This is a genomic window from Lactobacillus huangpiensis, from assembly GCF_019972815.1.
GTDB lineage: Bacteria > Bacillota > Bacilli > Lactobacillales > Lactobacillaceae > Lactobacillus > Lactobacillus huangpiensis.
Genome location: NZ_BPPA01000009.1, coordinates 80,523 through 100,201 on the forward strand (window position 1 = coordinate 80,523; position 19,679 = coordinate 100,201).

23 protein-coding genes and 1 tRNA gene are annotated in these 19,679 nt (G+C 32.8%); 4 read left to right on the forward strand and 20 right to left on the reverse strand.

Annotated elements, in window-relative coordinates; genetic code table 11:
- Window positions 1-12: 12 nt before the first annotated feature.
- From LDM90_RS07855 to LDM90_RS07865, 3 genes are read right to left on the reverse strand one after another with little or no spacing between them, the layout of a single operon-like run.
- Window positions 13-468, reverse strand: a complete 456-nt coding sequence (locus tag LDM90_RS07855) for a hypothetical protein (protein WP_046324375.1) — start codon at window positions 466-468, stop codon at window positions 13-15.
- Window positions 465-1,604 carry a P-loop NTPase family protein gene (locus LDM90_RS07860; RefSeq protein WP_052724623.1) on the reverse strand — a complete coding sequence of 380 codons (1,140 nt, stop codon included), beginning with the start codon at window positions 1,602-1,604 and terminating at the stop codon, window positions 465-467. The genes LDM90_RS07855 and LDM90_RS07860 overlap by 4 nt, the downstream gene beginning before the upstream one ends.
- Window positions 1,585-1,923 (reverse strand): hypothetical protein, encoded by a 339-nt coding sequence (locus LDM90_RS07865; protein WP_046324373.1) that lies wholly within the window; start codon window positions 1,921-1,923, stop codon window positions 1,585-1,587. Before LDM90_RS07865 ends, LDM90_RS07860 begins: the two co-directional genes overlap by 20 nt.
- Before the next feature lie 186 nt (window positions 1,924-2,109).
- On the opposite strand from LDM90_RS07865, the gene LDM90_RS07870 reads away from it, so the two are divergent.
- Window positions 2,110-3,285, forward strand: coding sequence for a hypothetical protein (locus LDM90_RS07870; RefSeq protein ID WP_046324372.1), 1,176 nt, complete (start codon window positions 2,110-2,112; stop codon window positions 3,283-3,285).
- A 292-nt stretch (window positions 3,286-3,577) separates the two neighbouring features.
- Here LDM90_RS07870 and LDM90_RS07875 read toward each other — a convergent pair whose 3' ends face one another.
- The 12 genes from LDM90_RS07875 to LDM90_RS07930 all read right to left on the reverse strand — a co-directional run bounded on the left by LDM90_RS07875 (window position 3,578) and on the right by LDM90_RS07930 (window position 12,177).
- On the reverse strand, window positions 3,578-4,798 hold the full coding sequence (locus tag LDM90_RS07875) for an ATP-grasp domain-containing protein (RefSeq protein WP_046324371.1): 1,221 nt from the start codon (window positions 4,796-4,798) through the stop codon (window positions 3,578-3,580).
- A gap of 9 nt (window positions 4,799-4,807) precedes the next feature.
- Entirely contained in the window at window positions 4,808-5,704 is an 897-nt protein-coding gene (locus LDM90_RS07880) for a hypothetical protein (protein ID WP_046324370.1), read from the reverse strand.
- Window position 5,705: 1 nt separating this feature from the next.
- Complete coding sequence (locus LDM90_RS07885; RefSeq protein WP_046324369.1) at window positions 5,706-6,323, reverse strand: ATP-binding cassette domain-containing protein; 618 nt, start codon at window positions 6,321-6,323, stop codon at window positions 5,706-5,708.
- A gap of 501 nt (window positions 6,324-6,824) precedes the next feature.
- Window positions 6,825-7,079: a hypothetical protein gene (locus tag LDM90_RS07890; protein ID WP_223898765.1), complete on the reverse strand. Its 255-nt coding sequence runs from the start codon at window positions 7,077-7,079 to the stop codon at window positions 6,825-6,827.
- Window positions 7,060-8,061 (reverse strand): ABC transporter substrate-binding protein, encoded by a 1,002-nt coding sequence (locus LDM90_RS07895; protein WP_052724622.1) that lies wholly within the window; start codon window positions 8,059-8,061, stop codon window positions 7,060-7,062. The genes LDM90_RS07890 and LDM90_RS07895 overlap by 20 nt, the downstream gene beginning before the upstream one ends.
- A gap of 1 nt (window position 8,062) precedes the next feature.
- A complete protein-coding gene (locus LDM90_RS07900) occupies window positions 8,063-8,599 on the reverse strand; it encodes an ATP-grasp domain-containing protein (RefSeq protein WP_223898767.1) in 537 nt (178 codons plus the stop codon).
- 5 nt (window positions 8,600-8,604) lie between these two features.
- Window positions 8,605-8,820, reverse strand: coding sequence for a hypothetical protein (locus LDM90_RS07905; protein ID WP_223898769.1), 216 nt, complete (start codon window positions 8,818-8,820; stop codon window positions 8,605-8,607).
- A gap of 78 nt (window positions 8,821-8,898) precedes the next feature.
- On the reverse strand, window positions 8,899-9,648 hold the full coding sequence (locus LDM90_RS07910) for an MFS transporter (protein ID WP_223898771.1): 750 nt from the start codon (window positions 9,646-9,648) through the stop codon (window positions 8,899-8,901).
- Between the two features lie 24 nt (window positions 9,649-9,672).
- Window positions 9,673-9,912: an MFS transporter gene (locus LDM90_RS09515; RefSeq protein ID WP_223898773.1), complete on the reverse strand. Its 240-nt coding sequence runs from the start codon at window positions 9,910-9,912 to the stop codon at window positions 9,673-9,675.
- A complete protein-coding gene (locus LDM90_RS07920; RefSeq protein ID WP_122025688.1) occupies window positions 9,890-10,105 on the reverse strand; it encodes a hypothetical protein in 216 nt (71 codons plus the stop codon). Before LDM90_RS07920 ends, LDM90_RS09515 begins: the two co-directional genes overlap by 23 nt.
- A 1,173-nt stretch (window positions 10,106-11,278) precedes the next feature.
- Window positions 11,279-11,351, reverse strand: a tRNA-Thr gene (locus LDM90_RS07925).
- A gap of 67 nt (window positions 11,352-11,418) precedes the next feature.
- Window positions 11,419-12,177, reverse strand: a complete 759-nt coding sequence (locus LDM90_RS07930) for an NADPH-dependent oxidoreductase (protein ID WP_223897439.1) — start codon at window positions 12,175-12,177, stop codon at window positions 11,419-11,421.
- 140 nt (window positions 12,178-12,317) lie between these two features.
- Between LDM90_RS07930 and galE the strand changes: the two genes are divergently transcribed.
- The gene (galE, locus tag LDM90_RS07935) at window positions 12,318-13,310 is read left to right on the forward strand and encodes a UDP-glucose 4-epimerase GalE (RefSeq protein WP_223897437.1); all 993 of its coding nucleotides are present in this window, start codon (window positions 12,318-12,320) and stop codon (window positions 13,308-13,310) included.
- Between the two features lie 37 nt (window positions 13,311-13,347).
- On the opposite strand, the gene LDM90_RS07940 is transcribed toward galE, so the two are convergent.
- Window positions 13,348-13,896 carry a GNAT family N-acetyltransferase gene (locus LDM90_RS07940; protein WP_223897430.1) on the reverse strand — a complete coding sequence of 183 codons (549 nt, stop codon included), beginning with the start codon at window positions 13,894-13,896 and terminating at the stop codon, window positions 13,348-13,350.
- A 186-nt stretch (window positions 13,897-14,082) separates the two neighbouring features.
- Here LDM90_RS07940 and LDM90_RS07945 point away from each other — a divergent pair, with 186 nt between their 5' ends.
- A complete protein-coding gene (locus tag LDM90_RS07945) occupies window positions 14,083-15,453 on the forward strand; it encodes an amino acid permease (RefSeq protein ID WP_034980552.1) in 1,371 nt (456 codons plus the stop codon).
- 135 nt (window positions 15,454-15,588) lie between these two features.
- Window positions 15,589-16,278 (forward strand): B3/B4 domain-containing protein, encoded by a 690-nt coding sequence (locus LDM90_RS07950; RefSeq protein ID WP_223897429.1) that lies wholly within the window; start codon window positions 15,589-15,591, stop codon window positions 16,276-16,278.
- A 42-nt stretch (window positions 16,279-16,320) separates the two neighbouring features.
- Here LDM90_RS07950 and LDM90_RS07955 read toward each other — a convergent pair whose 3' ends face one another.
- The 4 genes from LDM90_RS07955 to LDM90_RS07970 are packed head-to-tail and all read right to left on the reverse strand — an operon-like array spanning window position 16,321 to window position 19,469.
- On the reverse strand, window positions 16,321-16,683 hold the full coding sequence (locus LDM90_RS07955; RefSeq protein ID WP_223897427.1) for a DUF956 family protein: 363 nt from the start codon (window positions 16,681-16,683) through the stop codon (window positions 16,321-16,323).
- Between the two features lie 6 nt (window positions 16,684-16,689).
- On the reverse strand, window positions 16,690-17,604 hold the full coding sequence (locus LDM90_RS07960; protein ID WP_223897425.1) for a PTS system mannose/fructose/sorbose family transporter subunit IID: 915 nt from the start codon (window positions 17,602-17,604) through the stop codon (window positions 16,690-16,692).
- A gap of 27 nt (window positions 17,605-17,631) precedes the next feature.
- A complete protein-coding gene (locus LDM90_RS07965) occupies window positions 17,632-18,441 on the reverse strand; it encodes a PTS mannose/fructose/sorbose transporter subunit IIC (RefSeq protein WP_034980532.1) in 810 nt (269 codons plus the stop codon).
- A 17-nt stretch (window positions 18,442-18,458) separates the two neighbouring features.
- Window positions 18,459-19,469 (reverse strand): PTS sugar transporter subunit IIB, encoded by a 1,011-nt coding sequence (locus LDM90_RS07970; protein ID WP_223897423.1) that lies wholly within the window; start codon window positions 19,467-19,469, stop codon window positions 18,459-18,461.
- Between the last annotated feature and the right edge of the window lie 210 nt (window positions 19,470-19,679).

Consider the following 19,679-nt stretch of genomic DNA (forward strand, 5'->3'; position numbering starts at 1 on the left):
ACCTTGCTTCTATTAAATTCTTGTACCGGTTAAAACAAACTGATCATGATAATAGTCTGGTCTACTTACAAAACGATAATTGTCTAAATTATCCATTAAAAATAATCTAAAATCTTCTGAACTAAGCATTTCCCTAATTCGCTTTTTAACTTCTAATTGTGATGATAATTGAAACCAGCGTTTAGTTGGAACTATTATCTGCACACGCCCCTTATTATCAAGGTATTTAACACTAGCCCAACAAACCACTTTGTTAACAGCAGAAATTATTTTATCTGGTTTTTCTGGTTCCATGAGCTTCAATGTTTGTTCTAAAGCAATGGTTTTAGAAATTGATTTACCATAAAATTTCAGAAAATAATGTACGATTAACAGAATTACTAGAATAATCAGCAAAATTACGCTGATCTTGCCAAGCAAAGCAATTAATTTATCAAATAACTTATTAATTAAGTCTATTCCCTTCATGATTCTTCTCCTTTGGTTATTGTCGGCATGGCAAGTGGTTCAATCCCGTAATGTTTACCATCATTAATCTCAATTATTCCCGTTCCTAAGCCGCCAATAGGGATAGACAAGCCATCAATCATTGACGGGAACAAATACTGAACGGTTGCCTTATCTATTCGTCCTAGCAAAATTCTAACGTTCATCTGTGAGCGAATTGGAATAGGCACAATATCATTTCTAGCAATTTGACTAGTAATAATTAAATTAATTAAGCTTTCTCTGCCAAGTAAGGCAATTAATTCTAATTCGCGGTATAAATCTTTAACTTGTCTTGAAGTTGACGCTAAACCCAAAGTTAAGCTGGCCATTTCTTCCAAAACAACAAAAATTGGTGGCACATTGATTTCGTTAGCGTCAGTGCTAATCTTATTTGAAACTTCATAAAGCTTACTTTGCCTTAACTGCATTTCATTAACCACAGCAGCCAATTCCGCATTCACCCTAGTTAGAAAATCTTCTGGTCGATCGCTATCTTCTGGAATTAATAATTTAATTTCAGAGTGTTTTTTAGCATATCTCGCACCATCAGACTTTTTGGGATCAATCATAATAACTTGTGCTGGTTCATCACCATTTTGATTAGTTAAACGACTAATTATTTCTTCTAAATAACGTAAGGCATAGCTTTTACCGCTACCTGTATTACCGCTAATAATCCAAGTGGTGGCATTCCTGCCAACAGTTAATCCCCGCATCAACGGTATTTCCTTATTTAAATCATAGTCAGCCACAATTTTAGTAATTGTGCCGACGAAACGTTGTTTCTTACCCTTGTAACCTGGAAAATAAAAACCCCTAGCTGTTGCTAATTGTTCACCGTCCACTTCTACTAATTGCATGGAAGTAGGTCTAACACAGGTATATTCAGGGAAAACAGCTGCCGAAATAATATCGTAAATACGATAATAAGTATCAGTATTTAATACCAAATTTGTTGGGTAGCGCGGAATAAACAAGAAACCATACGGCTCCTTAATTACTTCTAAGACCAGATAAGATTGCTTAATTGTACTTGCTTCATCAGATAAGACACTATCAAGCACATTTTCAATGTAATTACAGATAGTTGTATGCTTACCCTGCAATGATCTCATCTCCTTTAATGGAAACCTGAACATAGCCCCGTTGATTAGCCCACAGATTGACTTGATCATTCTTAATAGAACTCTTATCAAAATCGATCATTTTACCAGCTTTCAAATCACCAACTTTTTTAAGCTTAAAGTTTAGCATTTGGCCATTATTAACATTATTTTTATCAACCGTGATTGCCATTCTTACTAGATAAGGATATTCAGCAACATCTTTGGCATTATCATACTTTTCACTGGCTTTACGTTCGCTTATACCTGTAATAATTGCGGTGATACCAGTTAATACTTGTTTTGCTGTTAAATTTATTTTGATTGTCATACTTATCTCCAATCTAATCGCTTTTTTACATGCGCTTACATAATTAGGTGTAAAATTTTATTTACACCCATATCAAATACTGAAGATGTCTTTGATTGCAATCAGATTTAATCTTCACAATTGAGTATATGCCTTTTAATCAAGAAAAAGGTTCCCGAAAAAATTCAGAAAAAAACGGAGTAAAAAATGCCTAAACTACCAAGAATTCCAAGTACATTAGCCGAATTAATCAATAGTTATAAAAAAGAAAAACATATTAGTGATATTCAAGTTATTAAAAAAATCAACAGTCTAATTGAAAACGAAAATGATAAGATTCAATACAAAGTAGATAGATTTCAAAAATTGGGAAAAGCAAAGATATTGATTCCTTCAACTTTTTCAGATTGGACTAATTTAACCTCCAAAAATCCTAAACGTCCTATAAATGGTGTTCAGCGACAAGCTATCGCAAATTTATTAAACAAAGATTATATTGAAACAATTTTCGCTAATGGAGCAGAAATTATTCCATTTATGGATAAAGTCTTTTCATATATCTGCGATGTTTTGACAAAAATTCGCGATACACCAAAAAAACGTAAATTTCCAGAGTTTAAATCTCTTAACCAAGAGACTTTAAAAGAAGATTTAATTAGACGCGGTTATGAACAGATAGCTACGCTAATTGATCCAATATGTACTTATGAAATAGCAAGAAATTTTATAATGTTTGAAACAGACAGGATATTAAGTAACATTCAATTAACTTCAGTTGTGACGTGGCTAAAAATCAATTATGACACTTCTATAGGTAGAGCTGGATTACTAACACCTGAATTATTTAACACAATCAATAGTGGGGAAGCAATTTTTCCAAAATTCTATGCTTTTAACACAAAAGTACCAATAGAGTTACTAAACAAAAGTTACATAGACAATGAGTCAATATATAATTTCTTAATATTAGCAATCAAAAAAATTGAATCTCTTCTATTAAGAAATATCTTTGACGAAAACCAATCCAATTCACTGGACAAAAACTTTAAATTCTTAAGATACAAGAACTTATACAAAAGTTTAAGTAAAGAAATAAATCAGTTAAACACGATGCCTAGAAAAGAAACTAAAGCAATCATTAATTCTGTTATCGGACTAATTAAATCCTTAATAAGTAAAATAGCTAAAATTGGGGTTGAAAATATGGAAATAATAAACAATTCTGGCTACGCTATTCCACCAATTACTTCAATCACATCTGCACATATCATTGTAGGAAAAACACTCTTAAATTCCTCAATTAAAGAGACAGATGAAGAAATTATAATTCTGATAAATAAATTCCAAAATTCTTTTTTTAATACACAAACCCAACACACATAAAATAAAATGCACTACCCCAATAAAAAATGATCTGAACCCTGAAATTAATTTGTCCTAATTTTAGGGTTCAGATCAAAATACTATAATAGTGTATTAATAACAATGTAATTATAGAAATGTATACTTTTTTAGGCTGTACGCTAAACTGCCTAAAAGCTAAATAACTATTTGAATTTAACAAGCTTCAATTAAAAAGAGTTACAATTGATCAAAATTGTAACTCTATAAGAAAAAGTATTTCTTAACTTAACGACATTACTAAAATTAAAACATCGCCTTTTTATTTAAATCGTTATATCTTATTTGGCTTTAACAAATTCAACAATATTTTTTCTTTCTTTTCAAGATCTAATTGAGAAGAATAATTAAAAACAACAGTATAAGCCTGAATAGTCATCCAATTTTCTTCTGTTATGATTACTTTCCGATTATCGAGATAGGATTTTTTAAATAGTATCCAATTAGGAAAATCTAACATATTATTTATTAATTTTTTTTGATTTAGTGAAGAAAAACGTGGTGAAAACGAAATTGAAGTCAGTCTATTACGTAGTTTTAAATTACCCAATATTATAGCGTCTGTTGAACTAGTCAACAATTTAGCATACATTTGTTTAACATCTACATTATATTCTGCCATAATCAGTTCAGGAATATATGCTCCTCCAAATCTTGCTGCTCCCTCACAAAATTTAATTGTTCGTTTTTTAGTATCAACAAACCATTCAAAGTGAAAAGGAATAACCTCTGCATTAGTTGAAACATTGATTAAAATGTTTTTTGCCATCTTTTCTATTTTTTTTATTAATTTTGGATCTTTCTCATACAAATCAGCTGTTTTAACTTTTAAAGGAGCAGTATTTTTTTCAGAATCAGAGATTTTTTCACCATACTGATGAATAGTAACAAAAATATTGCCATTAGTATACAAGCCGTCGCTTGTATACATGCTGGTATAATTTACTTTTTCCTCCATCAAATAATTATTTAACGAGATTGGAATATGATTAAGATCTGACTCTTTATTGACATAGTATTGCCCACGGCTTGAATATAAGGCTCTCGGCTTTAACACTATACCATTCGGGTTTGTTTTTAAAAACTTCTTTGCATTTTCTTTTCCTGTATATTCTGAAAAATTAGGTTCTGGTACAATATTTCCAAGAAATGACCTCATTAATAGTTTGTCTGTCAACAAATATGAAGTAACTGCAGACAAACATTTTTTATTTGATCTAGAATTTCTGTCATTTAGTATGCCACATAATTCTACTAAATTTTCGTCAAAGGTCACACATCCAACATTCTCATTACTTATATTTTTCGAAATATTTTCAACCGCTTCAACAATATTTTCTATAGAAAAATCATCAAGTTCAATTGTGTCGATATAACTTGGAAAAGTTTTTTTCTTATATGTATGAATTATAACCTTAAGATTCTCATTTTTTCGTATAGTTTCTACAAACGTCTTAACACTTTGATAGCCAAATTCATGAATTAATATTATCATTTTTTCTCCTTAAAAATTCGAAAGTACATAGTCTTGAAATCTTTTTCTTCGCTGTAAAGTCTCTTTATCAAATACACCTGAGCTTCTCTGAGGAATAGAAAAATCTACTTTTCCTTTCCATTGCATTGCTCCAGCTGCTCCAATAGAGGTCCCATACTTAGGTTGAATTAAAATAATTATCTTTTTTTGCTTATAAATGCTTACACCATAATTGCAGAAGCAATTGTAATACTTATTTGCTACATCAAGCATTGCAAAATGAATTTCTTGAAGAATAAAAACTAATTTTTCTAAATCAATTTCACAAAACTGCTTCCATTCTGTAATTACATTAATACCAACCCCTAAGCCATATTTTTTGCTTTTTTTGATTCCTATAGATCGTTTATTAAACAAATATTTGAAATAAACACACGCCTCCTCTAGTTTTTTATCAAATTCACTTAGATTAATCTCTTTAATTTTCAATTTATTCAGTTCATAGCTAGAAAAAGTGTTAATATGTAGGTGAAAAGCTGGTAGCGACATTGCTGATTTATTAGAAATATTTGATGAAATATTATAAATTAGTTTTGTGGTTTCAGGATATATTTTAAATTTCTTTTCTAACTTAAAATTCTCTATTTTTTTTTGAATATCAATCCCTGTCTGCAAAATAGTTTTAAATTCTTTTTTATTATTAATAATTTCATCAATCCCATCTAAGCTTGAAAAGGCTAACATAATATCAAATAAAGTATGGGGATGCAGCTTGTCTATTGCAATAATTCCTCTGTGTTTTTGATTTCCTAACTTAATTATTCCTAGTCGTCCACCAAGGAACATTTCATCTTTAATTTCATTTTCTTTATTTAGATCACAAAATTTTATCTCAGGTATATCATATTGACCGATTTTTATTTTCATATTAGAAAGTTATCCTCTTATTTTTAATTTTTATAACTTTATTTGTTAGCAATGCCAAATCGTTTTTATTATGACTAACAAATATAAGTGTAATTTTATTATTTTCTATCCATTTATTAAGAAAAGTAAACAGTTCTCTTCTCTTATTGTCATCTATTCCATTAAAAGCTTCATCTAATATTAAAAGATCTGGTAAACTTAGTAATGCGACACCTACTAAAACTACTTTTCTTTGTCCTCCCGAAAGAGTGCCATATTTCTGCTGGAATAAACTGTTTAAACCTAATTGATCAATTATGAAATTTCCTTGTATATCACTGATTTTAGATAAATGTTTAGCTCTTCTAATTATATAATTAACCCCAAGCCAATTTGGGAATTCATCAAATTGTGGAACAAAAAACGTTCTATTAAAATTGTTTTCTATTATTCCATCGAATTTTTTATCTAAACCAGCTAGCATATTTAAGAACGTCGTTTTGCCAATTCCAGAGTTTCCTACAATACCCATTCTGTCCCTATACTTAATACGAAATTGCTCGCATTCAAATAAAACTTCATTACCCACATATTTTTTTAAGTCGTTTATTATTATCTCTTTTTTCTTATATTTATACATTTTTTAATTTCTTTACTAAATATCCAATACTGTCTATGAAAGCTCTTCCTATTTCACCGCAACCTATTATTATTATCAAATAAACAATCATTTGGGGAAAGTCTAAAATTGAAAAGGATTGCCACAATCTGAATCCAACACCAGTTGTTCCTGACAGAACCTCAGCAGTTACAACAGTAGTCCAACTAGATGAAAAGCTATACGATATTGAAGTCGGGAGATAATGTAAAAAATAAGGTATCGAAACTACAAAATCGCTTATTATATTTCTTTTATAAAATAATGCAATATAATATTTATTCCAAGAAGATATTTTTCGGATAATTGATATATTATAATCAAACGTTCCAAGAAAGCTAGATATAGATATTATCAATAAAATACTCGATTCTGTATCAGGAGTAATTAAGATTACTAAAGGAATTAAAGCAATAATTGGAGCATGTGCAAAGATTCCTACGATTCCTTTTAATACCTTTCCAAAAGCCTTTAATTTAACTGCTAATAATGAAAAAAAATGCTAAATATTTCGCCAACGCTACCACCAATTAAAATTCTTGTAAACGTACTTAAAAGATCTTTATACAAAGAATTATGAAAACTAAGTTCTTTAAATGCTTCAATTATTCTCATAAAATTTGGAAAATTATTCAAACAAAAAAAATTAAATAAATATTTCGCCATAAAATAAATAATTAAATAGCAAATTAAAACAGTAAGAATTAAATCAATAACTTTAAAATATAATTTTTTCATTTTTAAATTCTTCCCATGTATAATTTTGCTTAACAAGTTTTGTTCGATTTATAAACATAAAGTCTGACTTTATAGTATTGATATAGTCTTCGGGCTTTATACTTTTATATGATATTATCTTAAAAACCTTATTCACAATTTTTCTGTTAAATCCCGTTTCATATGCACTACATTTAATTGCATTGCTTTTTTTCTTATTAATAATTTTATGAGACCTCATTAATGCCTTTTTAACGGCATTTAAGACTCGATAATTTTGTAACGTACTCTTATTAGCTACAACTAAACTTATATAGTTTCTTTTAGTTTTTTTGCCATCAAAAATATCTTTATATTCTCTTGACGCTGTTAAAACCGTATATGGAGCCCAAACAGAAATTGCATCAACATTACCTTTGTCCAAAGATAATTTTGCAACATTTAAGTCCATATATTCTATTGGCTTTTTATGCTTAATTTTCGAAAAAGTAAATGCTTCTCTCAACAATCTATCTGCACTTGAACCAAACGATGTTGCTACTCTTTTATTTCCAAGCTGTTTTACTGAGTTTATTTTATCTTTTTTTCTTACAACTATACATTGACCAACCCCGTTTTTGCCAAAGCCATCTATCCCAATTAGCTTTGGATCATACGACTTTGTCTTTTGGCTTTTACTCAAAGCTATTATTGCTGGCATATCTCCCAAAAAAGCAATATCCAATTTACCTGATTTCATTAGATTAACTAATGGGGAACCACTTTGTGTACTTTTCCACTCAACTTTATAATTCTTAAACCCCTCCTTCTCTAATTCTTTTTCTACCAAATATTTTCTTTTCATAATAGTTGCACCCCAAGTTACAGATGTTGGTATCTGATAACCTATAGTGATAACTTTTTGCTCTTTCTTTAAGTAATCCCCTTGTTTCATACATACAAGACAAATAATTATTCCTATACAAATTATAGATTTAATGCATATTTTTTCTAAAACTTTCATACTATTTCTTTTCAATAGTCGTTACTAACTCTTTAACTCTTTTTCGGGCATTGTCTAACGAATCTTCTCTATTAGTTCCGGTAGCTAGTACTACAGCTACTCTTTCAAAAGAACTATGCAATTTAGGTAAAAAGGTGCCCGAAGAGATTAATATATCTTCATCCAGTATATTAGCAGTTTTAGAACATTTAAACTCTGCTTTCTTAAGATAACCGACTTTTTTGGGTAGAGCAAACCAAATCGAAACTGGTATATTTTTTTGAGGACAGAAATTAGGCAATTGCTTATCAATACTTTCATCTATAATTAAATCATCAACATTTACACCAGTTGCAAGACTAATTGCTTCAGAAATATTATCTCCTCCCATACGAATATGAGTTTCAATTAGAAATATTTTATCGTTTACCAATTTAAATTCGGTATGTGTAATTCCACTTTCAATTCCAAGTCTATTGAAAACAACTCTCAAAAATCCTTCTATTTTGTGCATTGTTTCAATATCAAGACTTTCTCTAACCGTATGCCCAATTTCCACAAAAGTTATCTTATCAATAAATTTTTTCGTATTAAAAAAGATCTATCTTTTTCAAGAAATTTATTACCTACATATTCCTGGAGAAAGTTCCACTCTTTTTCCGGTGCATAAGCTTGAAAAATTCCATCTCTGTAAATTGAAATAGTATTTCTAAACCGTACTGGATTAATTTCTAAATCAACTTGACTGTACAGATCTTGTAAAAATTCCACATCTATCATTTTGTCCACATTTCTGTGATTAATAATTTTATAATTATCATTTACTGTATTTGAAAATAACATTATTTATCCTTTCACTTAATCTAAATGATGTGAGTTAAAAAATATAAGACCAAACTTCATCAGCACAAAAACAATAAACTCTCCAAAACCGATTATAATAAAAGCCGACCAATCTAAAATATTTAAAATTGAAAAAGTATATGTACCTATTGGTGCAAAAAGTGTGGATATTGTAAAAACAGCACCAAAAACCCTACCCATAAATTCATCAGGTATTTCAGATTGAATACCTGAAATCATTTGAATATTAAAAAATGTAAGGCAAAGCATAGCTAATGAAATCAGTAGTAAAATTAATATATTACTAAATTTGAAAATAGATACAAGTAAAGTTGCTAACGACATACCTAATAGGAAATTACTATATCTTTCAGGTGTCAGACTTTTTTTAGATATACCATTCAATAAAGCACCCAAGATATTACCTACTGAAGAGGCAACCAATACATAAGCGTATAAATTTTTGCTGTTACTTATTTTATTAATAAAAGGCAATGTAAAGTTATAACCTGCCAAGAAAAAATTTATTAAGCTACTGGAAATTATGATAATCAGTAACTTTTTATTGTTCCATATATATTGGCTTCCTTCTATAAAAGAACCTATTAAGTTATCTCGTTTTTTTAAATCAATAGCTCTATCATTTACTATAAGTGTTAATCTACATTCAATTAAAGCTGACACAAAAAAACTAAGCGAATTTATAAGCATTCCAATTTTAAAGCCAAATCCATTAATAATTATCATTCCTAGTATAGGAGACAAGACATTTATTACTTCAGAAACTGATTAAGAATACGAATTATATTTATAAATGTTTTTTTTGGATAATAGATCTTTAATAATTGCTTTATATGCAGGACTGTTAAAAGAATAAAGAATTGCAAGAATTATGTTTACAACTATTAAATTCCAAGCTTTTTTAGATGAATAGTTTAAGTAGACTATCAATGTTACAATTCCTGAAAGGATATCTGTATAAATTAATAATTTCTTTCTGTTTTTTTTATCTGCAAAAACGCCACCCACTAAATTGAATAGCAGACCAGCTATTGCTTCCCCCCCCTTGATACAATCCCATATAAAGATTTGTGTTATTACTTAATCCTGAAATTACAAGTTGATTAGCGTAATCAAAAATTTGTGTACCAAAACTATTTGTTTGTCCACTTATCAATAAGTTTATTATGTTTGCTTTTTCTATATTTGTTTTCTTTTTCATCTATTTCTCCTTAGTAAATACTTAACAGAGTATAAATTAAATTAATTAAAAAGTAAATGATAACTTTCATATTTTTATAAAATATAATTTACCATTTTTATAATTATTTGTAATGAAATTATTAACAACTGATAACACATACGAAGCTCAATTGCTAATATTTCAGAAAACAAATTTTATAAAGCTTAATTTAAATACTGGTAACATCTAAAACTATTTTCAAAAAAATAAAGATATATCTTAGATTTGAATGAAACATTTTGGTGACATATACCTATTCTATGAGTACGGAATACTTGCCTGCTTTTATAATCATAAAAAGTACAAATATGTTAGCAACTACTGTGCTATTGTTTAAAAAATTTCACAAATAAATTGATAAAAATCAAGACAGTATAAAAACTATCACATTGAATAGTGATCTAGAATTCACTGATATGGTCAAAATACAAAATTTATTTTATACACTCATATTACTCATAGGAACTAAGAGATAGCTAAAACTATAATTTTATTTTATATCAAACTAATTCATTTATTATGATGCTCTCTCTTTTTATTTTGTTTATACATTAAGAATCTTTAGAGAGATTCCGTAAATCTCTTCCAACTATTTATCTTAGAACTTAATTCAGCCTCATTAGCAACTTGTTGCATAACTAACTTAATATTGTTGAACACGATGCTCATCAAAATCTATTAAATAAACATAACATGGGTATAACTCTATAACTTAGTCAAAAAATAAGGCTAGTGGAATCCATAATAAATAAAAAATATTTGGAAAGCAGCGATCCTTATTCTTAGCGATTTAATAATTTTTTACTTAGTTATTACTACAACAACTTTAATTGCTGCTAATTTTGTGAGAAACATAAAATTGCGATCGAGCTAAAACAGATAAATTATTAAAGAAAAAGTAATATATCTCCTTAGTCACACTCAGTCACACAAAAAAGCAAGCAATTAAGCCTGCTACATCAAGAGTTATGTTCATTCCTGAAAAATTAATAACGACAAATTTTCAACTTATTTCACATTGTGTGACTAGCAGTGTGACTGACCACAACATTTCACATTAATTTACAACTATTTAAAACACTTCATAACAAGCAAAAGCCCGTCATATCAAGATTGATACAACGGGCTTTAATGCTATATTTGCCTTTGTTATGCTGATTGCCAGAATCGAACTGGCGACCTTTTCTTTACGAGGGAAACGCTCTACCAACTGAGCTAAATCAGCAACTTTCACAACGTTTAAATTATACCAAAACAAAAAAAGTCGTGCAATCGAATGCGCGACTTTTATTTTATTTCCAATCTAGGCAAAGCTCTTGCTTGTGCAACAATTCTGGCAACTCGTCACGATCAATTCTCTTATCGTTTAACTTGTCACCAGTTATTTGCTTGGTAAAAGAATCAATACGTCTATTAGCATCCCGCAAGTCATAGTAAGTGGTAACGACTTGGTCATAGTCTTTCAAGTTTACCACTTTAAAATCACGCGGATACTCATTTTCAAAAGTTGTAAATGCTAGTGGCAAGCGCGGTTTCAATTGCGGCTCTTGATCAGGAATACCCACTTGCATCCCTAACGCTGGAAATGTCAGCTTAGGCAAGTCTAATACGTCTAGCATTTTTAACGGGTGATCATTAATGGTGCCTAAAGGCACATAGCCTAGATCCATGCTTTCAACAGCATTAGCCACATTTTGCCAAGCAAGTAATGTGTCATCCATCCCCTGAAAGAAAATGTCAGTGGTATGAACACGTCCGTTATCTTTACCTAACTGGCGGCGAATTTGTTGGTTGCGGTATAAATCCACTACAAAGATAAACAAATCTCCTTCAGCACCAACATATTTTTGTCCGCACAATTCCCTGATTTTTGCCCTTTTACTTTCATCAGTAATATGAAGCATTGTCGCATTTTGCATAAACATGCTGGTCGCTGTATGTTGAAAAACGGTGTACAAAGTATTTAATTGTTCTGCACTTAGTGTTTGATCTTTAAATTTTCTGATAGAGCGATGATTAATTTGCTGGTTAATTGTGGAATTATGAATCATTTTGATACTTCTTTCTAACTATCTTACTAAAAGTAACTGTATTGCAAAATGATTTTACTGTCAATAATTGTCTTTTAAATTAACAGACTGTGCTAAAATTTAGACAGAAGATCATTACCATATAATAATTGGAGGAATTTATGCGCGTTTTAGTTATCGGCGGTGCTGGGTATATTGGCTCGGTAGCTGTTAAAAAATTAATTGAACAAAATAATGATGTTGTTGTCCTTGACGCTTTGTACACTGGACACAGAAAAGCAGTCAACTCTAAAGCCAAGTTTTACCAAGGAGATATTGAGAACAAGTTTTTAGTTAGCCAAATATTGCGTCAAGAAAAAATTGAGGCAGTTATGCACTTTGCTGCATATTCTTTAGTGCCTGAATCTGTGGAAAAACCACTGAAATACTATGATAATAACGTTTCGGGTATGATCGCACTCCTAGAGGCCATGAAAGATGCCGATGTAAAATACCTCGTCTTTTCTTCCAGCGCTGCCACATACGGCATTCCTAAGAAATTGCCAATTACTGAAGATTCACCGCTTAATCCGATCAGCCCTTATGGCGAAACCAAAGTAATGATGGAAGAAATCATGCGTTGGGCAGATAAAGCTGATGGTATCAAATCAATTGCTCTGCGCTATTTCAACGTTGCTGGTGCTGCAAGTGATGGGTCAATCGGAGAAGATCATTCTCCGGAAACGCATTTAATTCCTAATATTTTAAAAAGTGCTGTCAGTGGTGATGGTAGATTTACCATTTTTGGTAATGACTACGACACTAAAGATGGCACTAATGTCAGAGATTACGTTCAAATCGAAGATCTCATCGACTCGCACTTGCTGTCTTTAGAGTACTTAGTTAAAACCAATAAATCCGATGTGTTCAACCTCGGAACTGCTCACGGCTACTCCAACTTAGAGATCTTACAGGCGGCTCGTAAAGTTACCAATATTGAAATTCCATATACTATGGGACCACGCCGTGCAGGTGACCCTGACAGTTTAGTTGCCGATTCAACCAAAGCCAGAACTATTTTAGGCTGGCAGCCACAACACGAGAGCGCTGAAGATGTAATGGCAAGTGCATGGAAATGGCACCAAACTCATCCTCAAGGATACGAAGACAAATAACAAAATTGCTGGTAAATTTTACCAGCAATTTTTTTGATTAGTTTTTAGAATTAAATGTGATATATAACTCCATATCACAGAACTTACCGTGATACTTAACTTCATCTTTAAGCCTGGCCACATATTCAAAGTGTAGCCTCTCTGCAATGGCTCTACTAGGTTTATTATTATGATCTGCCAGTAATTTAATACTGTGTAATCCAAACTGGTTGAATGATACGTCTACTAACTTTTTAACGGCCTGAGTCATAATTCCGTTACCCTGATATTTTTGCCCCAGCCAATAGCCAATTTCGCCGCTTTCATTTTTTAACTTAATATTGTGCAGGTCAACCATTCCCGCTGGTTTGCCATTGACAAGAATAACTAGTACCAGTTTCTTATAATTAGCGGTGTCAACTCGCATTGCCTTAATAAAATCAACTTCATCTTTGACATTCGCAATCTTACCTGCCCAAGGTAAAAAATGTGCCAGCTGATCACGGTCATGGACAATAATTTTGTATAAAGCTTCCGCATGACTGACTTCCGGTAATACCAAACTAATATCCAAGTTATTAACAGTAAATTGGCCAATGGTAAACATTAAATCTTCCTCCTTAATTTATTTTTAATAAAATATATGATACTACAATTTGTCTTTAAATAAAGCCCTTTTTAACATAACAAAATTTACAATTTAGCGAAATTTTGGTTTTGTTAAAAACATACGCTTATGTATAATGCTATAATTTAATAATGTAACTAATTTTTAAGTATTTGGAGTGATTTAATGAGCGAAGAAGAGGAAAATAACGGTTCTGGTTACGAACGAACCTTGACTAACGCGCATATTCAATTGATTGCCCTGGGTGGGACAATTGGTACTGGTTTATTTCTAGGCGTAGGTAATAGTATTAGACGAGCCGGTCCCAGTGTCATTTTAATTTATGTCGTTGTCGGTATTTTCTTATTTCTACTAATGCGGGCTTTAGGTGAGCTCATAGTTTCTGACTTATCCAAGCATACCTATATTGATTTTATTGAAAAGTACTTGGGTAAAAACACTGGATTTATTTCAGGTTATCTCTACTGGATCAGCTGGGTAACTCTGGGTATGGCAGAAATGACAGCCTTGGGAATATATTTTCAATACTGGTTTCCCCATTTGCCTACATGGGTACCTGGCTTAGTCACCATAGCAATTCTATTATTTATCAATTTGCTTTCTGCACGGCTTTTTGGCAATCTGGAGTTTAGTTTTGCCATAATTAAAATTGTGACCGTTATTGCATTCGTGATTTTAGTAGCCTATTTGTTAATAACTGGTGGAAAAACCTCTTTTGGACCCGTTACTCTTGCTAACTTATCCACACATGGCGGCTTTTTTGCTAAAGGCAGCACCGGGTTCTTTTCCGGTTTTCAGATGGTTATCTTTAGCTTTGTTGGAGTTGAACTAGTCGGATTAACTGCTGCAGAGGCGCAAAACCCCAAGGTAACAATTAGAAAGGCTATTAATGAGGTTCCACTACGAATAATTTTATTTTATGTGCTTGCTATCATCGCTATTTTAGTGGTGATTCCATGGAATAAGGTAGCAACTAACTCTAGTCCTTTTGTACAGACATTAGCTGCAACTGGCATCCGCAATGCCGGCTCAATTATCAATTTTGTGGTTATTTCTGCTGCTGTTTCCTCGACTAACAGTATTTTATACAGTGCAGGCAGATTGCTATTTTCTGTTACTTTTAACGGTAAGGGAAAATTTAACCAGACATTTGGTCACCTGAGAAGACAGCTGCCACAGAATGCCTTGACTTTATCCGCTTGCCTAATGGCTTTGGCTCCCTTAGTTATTATAATTATTGGGAATGAGGCATTTAATTTTATTTCATCTACATCTACCAGTATGTTTTTAATTATCTGGTGTCTGATGCTTTTAACCCACATTTCCTACCGCAAAAAAACGCCAGCACAAGAATTAACAGATTTTAAAATGCCTGGTTTCCCTTTTTTGGACTACATAACACTGATCTTTTTTATTTTAATGATCATATTGTTGTTAATCTTACCTGAAAACAGGATTTCTATGATTTCAGCACTGTTAATCTTTATAGTCTTGTCAACCTTGTCTAAAATTTGGCACAAGGAAAAAATGGCATAATTGTATTTGCATTTGCTGGCTTTTTATATTAAAATTTTAAAAAATTAAGAAATATCGCCACCGGGCGAGAGCACTTAGCGAACTCTTTAGGTCTTAGTAGAGTTTGCTAGGTGTTTTTATTTTTGGAGATAACTCATGCAGGAACTAATTATTGATAACTATTTTTGGTCAATTTTTCCACAGGCAAAAATTTACACATTAGTTGTTAGTGGCATTAATAACCACATCCCTGACAAATCGGAAAAGTATCAAATAATGCTCAATCAAGCTGAAGAAGAAGCTAAACAATATTTAACAGAAAAAGAATTTAAAGACAATACTGTTGTTGCCGAATGGCGAGATGTGCTCACCAAATTTAAGAAGAAAAAAGGTGCACGAGCATCAATTGAGGCTCTTTTGAAGCGAGTTTCTCAGGGCAAGACTTTTGATCCTATAAATCCTTTGGTTGATATTTATAATAGTGTCTCTTTAGAATATGCTGTTCCGTGTGGTGGTGAAGATCTTGATCAAATTGCAGGTCAAATGCACCTGGGCGTAGCAACAGGAAATGAAGACTTTTACCCACTTGGTGCTGAAAAAAGCGATCCTCCTAGACCAGGCGAAGTGATTTATTATGATGATAGTGGTGCAGTGTGCCGTTCACTTAACTGGCGCGATGGCAAGAGAACCATGTTGACCGAAGATACTACTAATGCGATTTTAATCATGGAAGCAGTAACTGATGATCAAAAAGAACGAGCTGATCAAGCAATTCAAGCTTTACAAAAGAAAGTTGCTGGTGAATTAGGTGTTGTCGGAGAAATAAGTATTAAAACCCAGAATTAAGTAAAAAAATTCCTAGACAATTAATTTTGTCTAGGAACTTTTTTATTTATGCATTGTTCTTCTTTTAATTTTTTGCCATAATCCCAGCGCCTGCCGCATTCTATTAGCAGGAACATATTCACGAATAGCGCGCAAAGTTTTTTTATTATTTCGTGTTGTGAAAATAAATTTTCCATTTGCACGGGTGCGAATTTCAAAACGTGGTATATAACGTCCGTGAAAATAAACATCCGCAACTACATAGGTAACTTCTTGCCACGGGATTTGGACATAATCAGAGATATTGCGATCATTATAAAATTCAAATGCTTTATCTCCGACCATTACTTTACCATATGTTGAAAACGAACGAAACCAAGTCGCATTTGCCGTTAAATCAACTTTAGTATTTCTTGATTCAACCATTTTAGATTAAAGCACATGCAGAACATGCAAAACTACACCAACAACGAAGATGGCAATAATAATTACAATTGGTGAAACTTTCTTCTTTAACAGCCACATACATAGGAAAGTCAAAAGCAGTCCAGCTAAACCAGGGATTAAACTATCCAAGTTGTTTTGCAAAGTAGTAATTTTAAACTTGGTTAAAGATAAGCCATTAGCTTGGTCAATTAGTGCCTGCTGAATCCCTTTAGCACCGGCTGGAAGTGAACCCCAATCAATATAGCCACCCTTTTGCACAGGTGTCTTTGAAACAATCGGAGTGAACTTAATGTTAACCCAGCGCTCAATCAAGGAACCTAAAACAAACATACCCATCATGGAAGCTCCACGGGTTACCTTTTGCAACAGACCACCAGACATATCATTAGTAATTGCAGAACCGGCTTTGTAGCCAAATTCTTGTGTGTACCACATGAAAGCTAACCTAATTACGTTCCAAATAACGAAGAACAAAATTGGTCCTAAAATGTTGCCTTGAATAGCCATTGAGGCACCTAAGGCACCAACAATTGGTCGTACAGTGTACCAGAATACAGGGTCACCGACACCTGCTAAAGGTCCCATCATTCCAACCTTAACACCTTGAATAGCTTCATCTTCAATTTTAGCTCCGTTAGCCTTATCCTCTTCTAAGGCTAAAGTAACACCTAGAATTGGTGATACTAGATAAGGGTGAACGTTAAAGAAGACCAGGTGTCTCTGCAAAGCAGCTGCCATATCTTCTTTTTTAGGATAAAGTTTTCTCAAAGCAGGAATAAGTGAATATGCGTACCCACCGTTCTGCATTCTTTCGTAGTTCCATGAAGCTTGCAAAAATTGTGAGTGCCACATAACTTTGAAGCGGTCGGCTTTAGTTAATTTTATTTTTTTATTAGCCATTATAAAATCCTCCTCTTAAATATCACTCTAATAGTCATCTATGATATCGCCGAGTGGATCGCCGGTACCCTCATTATCAGAACTTGAACTGCCGTTATTGCCACCTTTTGACTCTAAAGCTAAGTACATGAGAGCCATTGCTAAACCAATTGCACCCAAAGCAATCAAAGTTAGATCTTTAATAGCTGCCAAAGCAAAACCGATAGCAAAGAACGGCCAAACTTCACGACTAGCCATCATGTTGATTACCATTGCGTAACCAACGGCAACAACCATGGCACCACCTATTGACATACCATCACTAAGCCATGCCGGCATTAAGCCCAGCCAATATTTAACAGTCGATGCTGGAATAGCTAACAGCAAGGCAGCCGGAATAGCGATTCTCAATCCTTGCAGGCAAACATCAATCCATTGCCACATATTAATTTTACGCCAATTACCTTTTTTGGCATCTGCGTCCATAATGTGCACAATACCAGTAGAAATAGTCCGCACAATCATGGTCAAAAAGAGTCCGGCAACAGCTAATGGCATCGCAATACCTGTAGCCATACCAATACCCTTTGTTCCTTGTCCACTTTGCACCAAAATAATAGCCGAAGCTACTGAAGCTAAAGCGGCATCAGGAGCAACAGCAGCACCAATGTTAGCCCAGCCTAAGGCAATCATTTGTAAATATCCACCTAAGATAACACCTAAAACCAGATTACCGGTTACCAGGCCGATTAGTGTACAAGCAACCAATGGTTGGTGGAATTCCCATTGGTCCAAGATGCCCTCCATACCTGCAAGAAAGGCAACTATGACAACTAAAATCATTTGAATAGCGTTCATTTTTTACTCCTATTCTCTTACTTGTTTTGTTCATCAAGCAAACTTTGAGCTTTATTTAAAATAGCTTCCATATTGCCCTCTTTATCAGTTGGAACTTTACGCACATCATACTTGATTCCCATTTTTGCAAGTTCGTGGAAAGTATCAACATCTTCTTGATTCATGGACAATACATTGTTAGCATTGACATCGCCTACTTTATAGGACATTGAGCCAACATTGACTGTCTTAATGTCAACGCCTGCTTTTATGACTTTTAAAACATCTTCTGGATTTTCAAAAAGCAGTAAGGCATGGGTGTTACCAAAACGGGGATCCTTAGCGATCTCTACCATCTTTTTCAACGGAACAGTATGCGCTTTGACACCAGCAGGAGCAGCTTCACGAATCATGCTTTTACGCATTTCGTCTTTTGCTACACTGTCAGAAACAACGATAACTCGGTCAGGGTGCATGGTTGGTATCCAGCCAGTTGCCACTTGTCCGTGTAGCAATCGGGAATCAATCCGAGCTAAAACAAACTTAATATGACCATCACCAACAACAGTACCTTCAGGAATAGATTTCTTACTCTCTTTATTTTCGGAATTTGATTCCTTTTTTGTTTCTGTAGAATCTTTTGGCATTAATTCTGCAGGTTTAGTTTTAATTCCAGCCTTAGCTGGCTCAACAATCGCCGTGGCAATTTGATGAGCGGTAATGTCAGGATTTGTCATCCTCTGAGTTAGTGCTTCTACAACCATTGGTAAATTCATACCAGTAACAACCGCCCAATTTGGATGTTTTTCAAGCAAAGCATTTGCTTGATTAAATGGCGTACCTCCCCATAAATCAACTATTAACAGAACTTCATCTTGATTTCCAAATGAAGTAATTGCTGTTTCCATTTTGCTTCTTATATCATCAGGCCCTTCATCGGGCTTCAAAATGACATGAGCAAAATTGTCTTGTTCGCCAAACAGCATTTGCGCAGACTGCGCAATTCCATCGGCAAATCCACCATGGCTGGCTAAAACAATTCCTACCATGAGATTTCCTCCTTTAGATAAAATGTATCCGTTAATATTGTACCGTGAAACAGGCTCTGTGTCACATTTTCTAACCATTGCCTAACATTTTTCTAATATACTAAGACTAACACTTTATGCTTAATAAATAGAAAAAAAAAGAGAACCCGCAGGTTCTCTTTCCTCTCTGCTCGCTCCGGCTGTCAGACTCGAACTGACGACATCTTGATT

What these genes read in the sequence shown, in the direction of transcription:
- LDM90_RS07865 (WP_046324373.1), bottom strand. Translation starts at nt 1,923, where the DNA reads ATGACAATCAAAATAAATTTAACAGCAAAACAAGTATTAACTGGTATC.
- LDM90_RS07905 (WP_223898769.1), bottom strand. Translation starts at nt 8,820, where the DNA reads ATGATAGATGTGGAATTTTTACAAGATCTGTACAGTCAAGTTGATTTA.
- LDM90_RS07940 (WP_223897430.1), bottom strand. Translation starts at nt 13,896, where the DNA reads ATGTTTACCATTGGCCAATTTACTGTTAATAACTTGGATATTAGTTTG.
- LDM90_RS07950 (WP_223897429.1), top strand. Translation starts at nt 15,589, where the DNA reads ATGCAGGAACTAATTATTGATAACTATTTTTGGTCAATTTTTCCACAG.
- LDM90_RS07960 (WP_223897425.1), bottom strand. Translation starts at nt 17,604, where the DNA reads ATGGCTAATAAAAAAATAAAATTAACTAAAGCCGACCGCTTCAAAGTT.
- LDM90_RS07920 (WP_122025688.1), bottom strand. Translation starts at nt 10,105, where the DNA reads ATGAAAAAGAAAACAAATATAGAAAAAGCAAACATAATAAACTTATTG.
- galE (WP_223897437.1), top strand. Translation starts at nt 12,318, where the DNA reads ATGCGCGTTTTAGTTATCGGCGGTGCTGGGTATATTGGCTCGGTAGCT.
- LDM90_RS07965 (WP_034980532.1), bottom strand. Translation starts at nt 18,441, where the DNA reads ATGAACGCTATTCAAATGATTTTAGTTGTCATAGTTGCCTTTCTTGCA.
- LDM90_RS07870 (WP_046324372.1), top strand. Translation starts at nt 2,110, where the DNA reads ATGCCTAAACTACCAAGAATTCCAAGTACATTAGCCGAATTAATCAAT.
- LDM90_RS07885 (WP_046324369.1), bottom strand. Translation starts at nt 6,323, where the DNA reads ATGTATAAATATAAGAAAAAAGAGATAATAATAAACGACTTAAAAAAA.
- LDM90_RS07895 (WP_052724622.1), bottom strand. Translation starts at nt 8,061, where the DNA reads ATGAAAGTTTTAGAAAAAATATGCATTAAATCTATAATTTGTATAGGA.
- LDM90_RS07875 (WP_046324371.1), bottom strand. Translation starts at nt 4,798, where the DNA reads ATGATAATATTAATTCATGAATTTGGCTATCAAAGTGTTAAGACGTTT.
- LDM90_RS07945 (WP_034980552.1), top strand. Translation starts at nt 14,083, where the DNA reads ATGAGCGAAGAAGAGGAAAATAACGGTTCTGGTTACGAACGAACCTTG.
- LDM90_RS07880 (WP_046324370.1), bottom strand. Translation starts at nt 5,704, where the DNA reads ATGAAAATAAAAATCGGTCAATATGATATACCTGAGATAAAATTTTGT.
- LDM90_RS07970 (WP_223897423.1), bottom strand. Translation starts at nt 19,469, where the DNA reads ATGGTAGGAATTGTTTTAGCCAGCCATGGTGGATTTGCCGATGGAATT.
- LDM90_RS07855 (WP_046324375.1), bottom strand. Translation starts at nt 468, where the DNA reads ATGAAGGGAATAGACTTAATTAATAAGTTATTTGATAAATTAATTGCT.
- LDM90_RS07890 (WP_223898765.1), bottom strand. Translation starts at nt 7,079, where the DNA reads ATGAAAAAATTATATTTTAAAGTTATTGATTTAATTCTTACTGTTTTA.
- LDM90_RS07955 (WP_223897427.1), bottom strand. Translation starts at nt 16,683, where the DNA reads ATGGTTGAATCAAGAAATACTAAAGTTGATTTAACGGCAAATGCGACT.
- LDM90_RS07860 (WP_052724623.1), bottom strand. Translation starts at nt 1,604, where the DNA reads ATGAGATCATTGCAGGGTAAGCATACAACTATCTGTAATTACATTGAA.
- LDM90_RS07930 (WP_223897439.1), bottom strand. Translation starts at nt 12,177, where the DNA reads ATGATTCATAATTCCACAATTAACCAGCAAATTAATCATCGCTCTATC.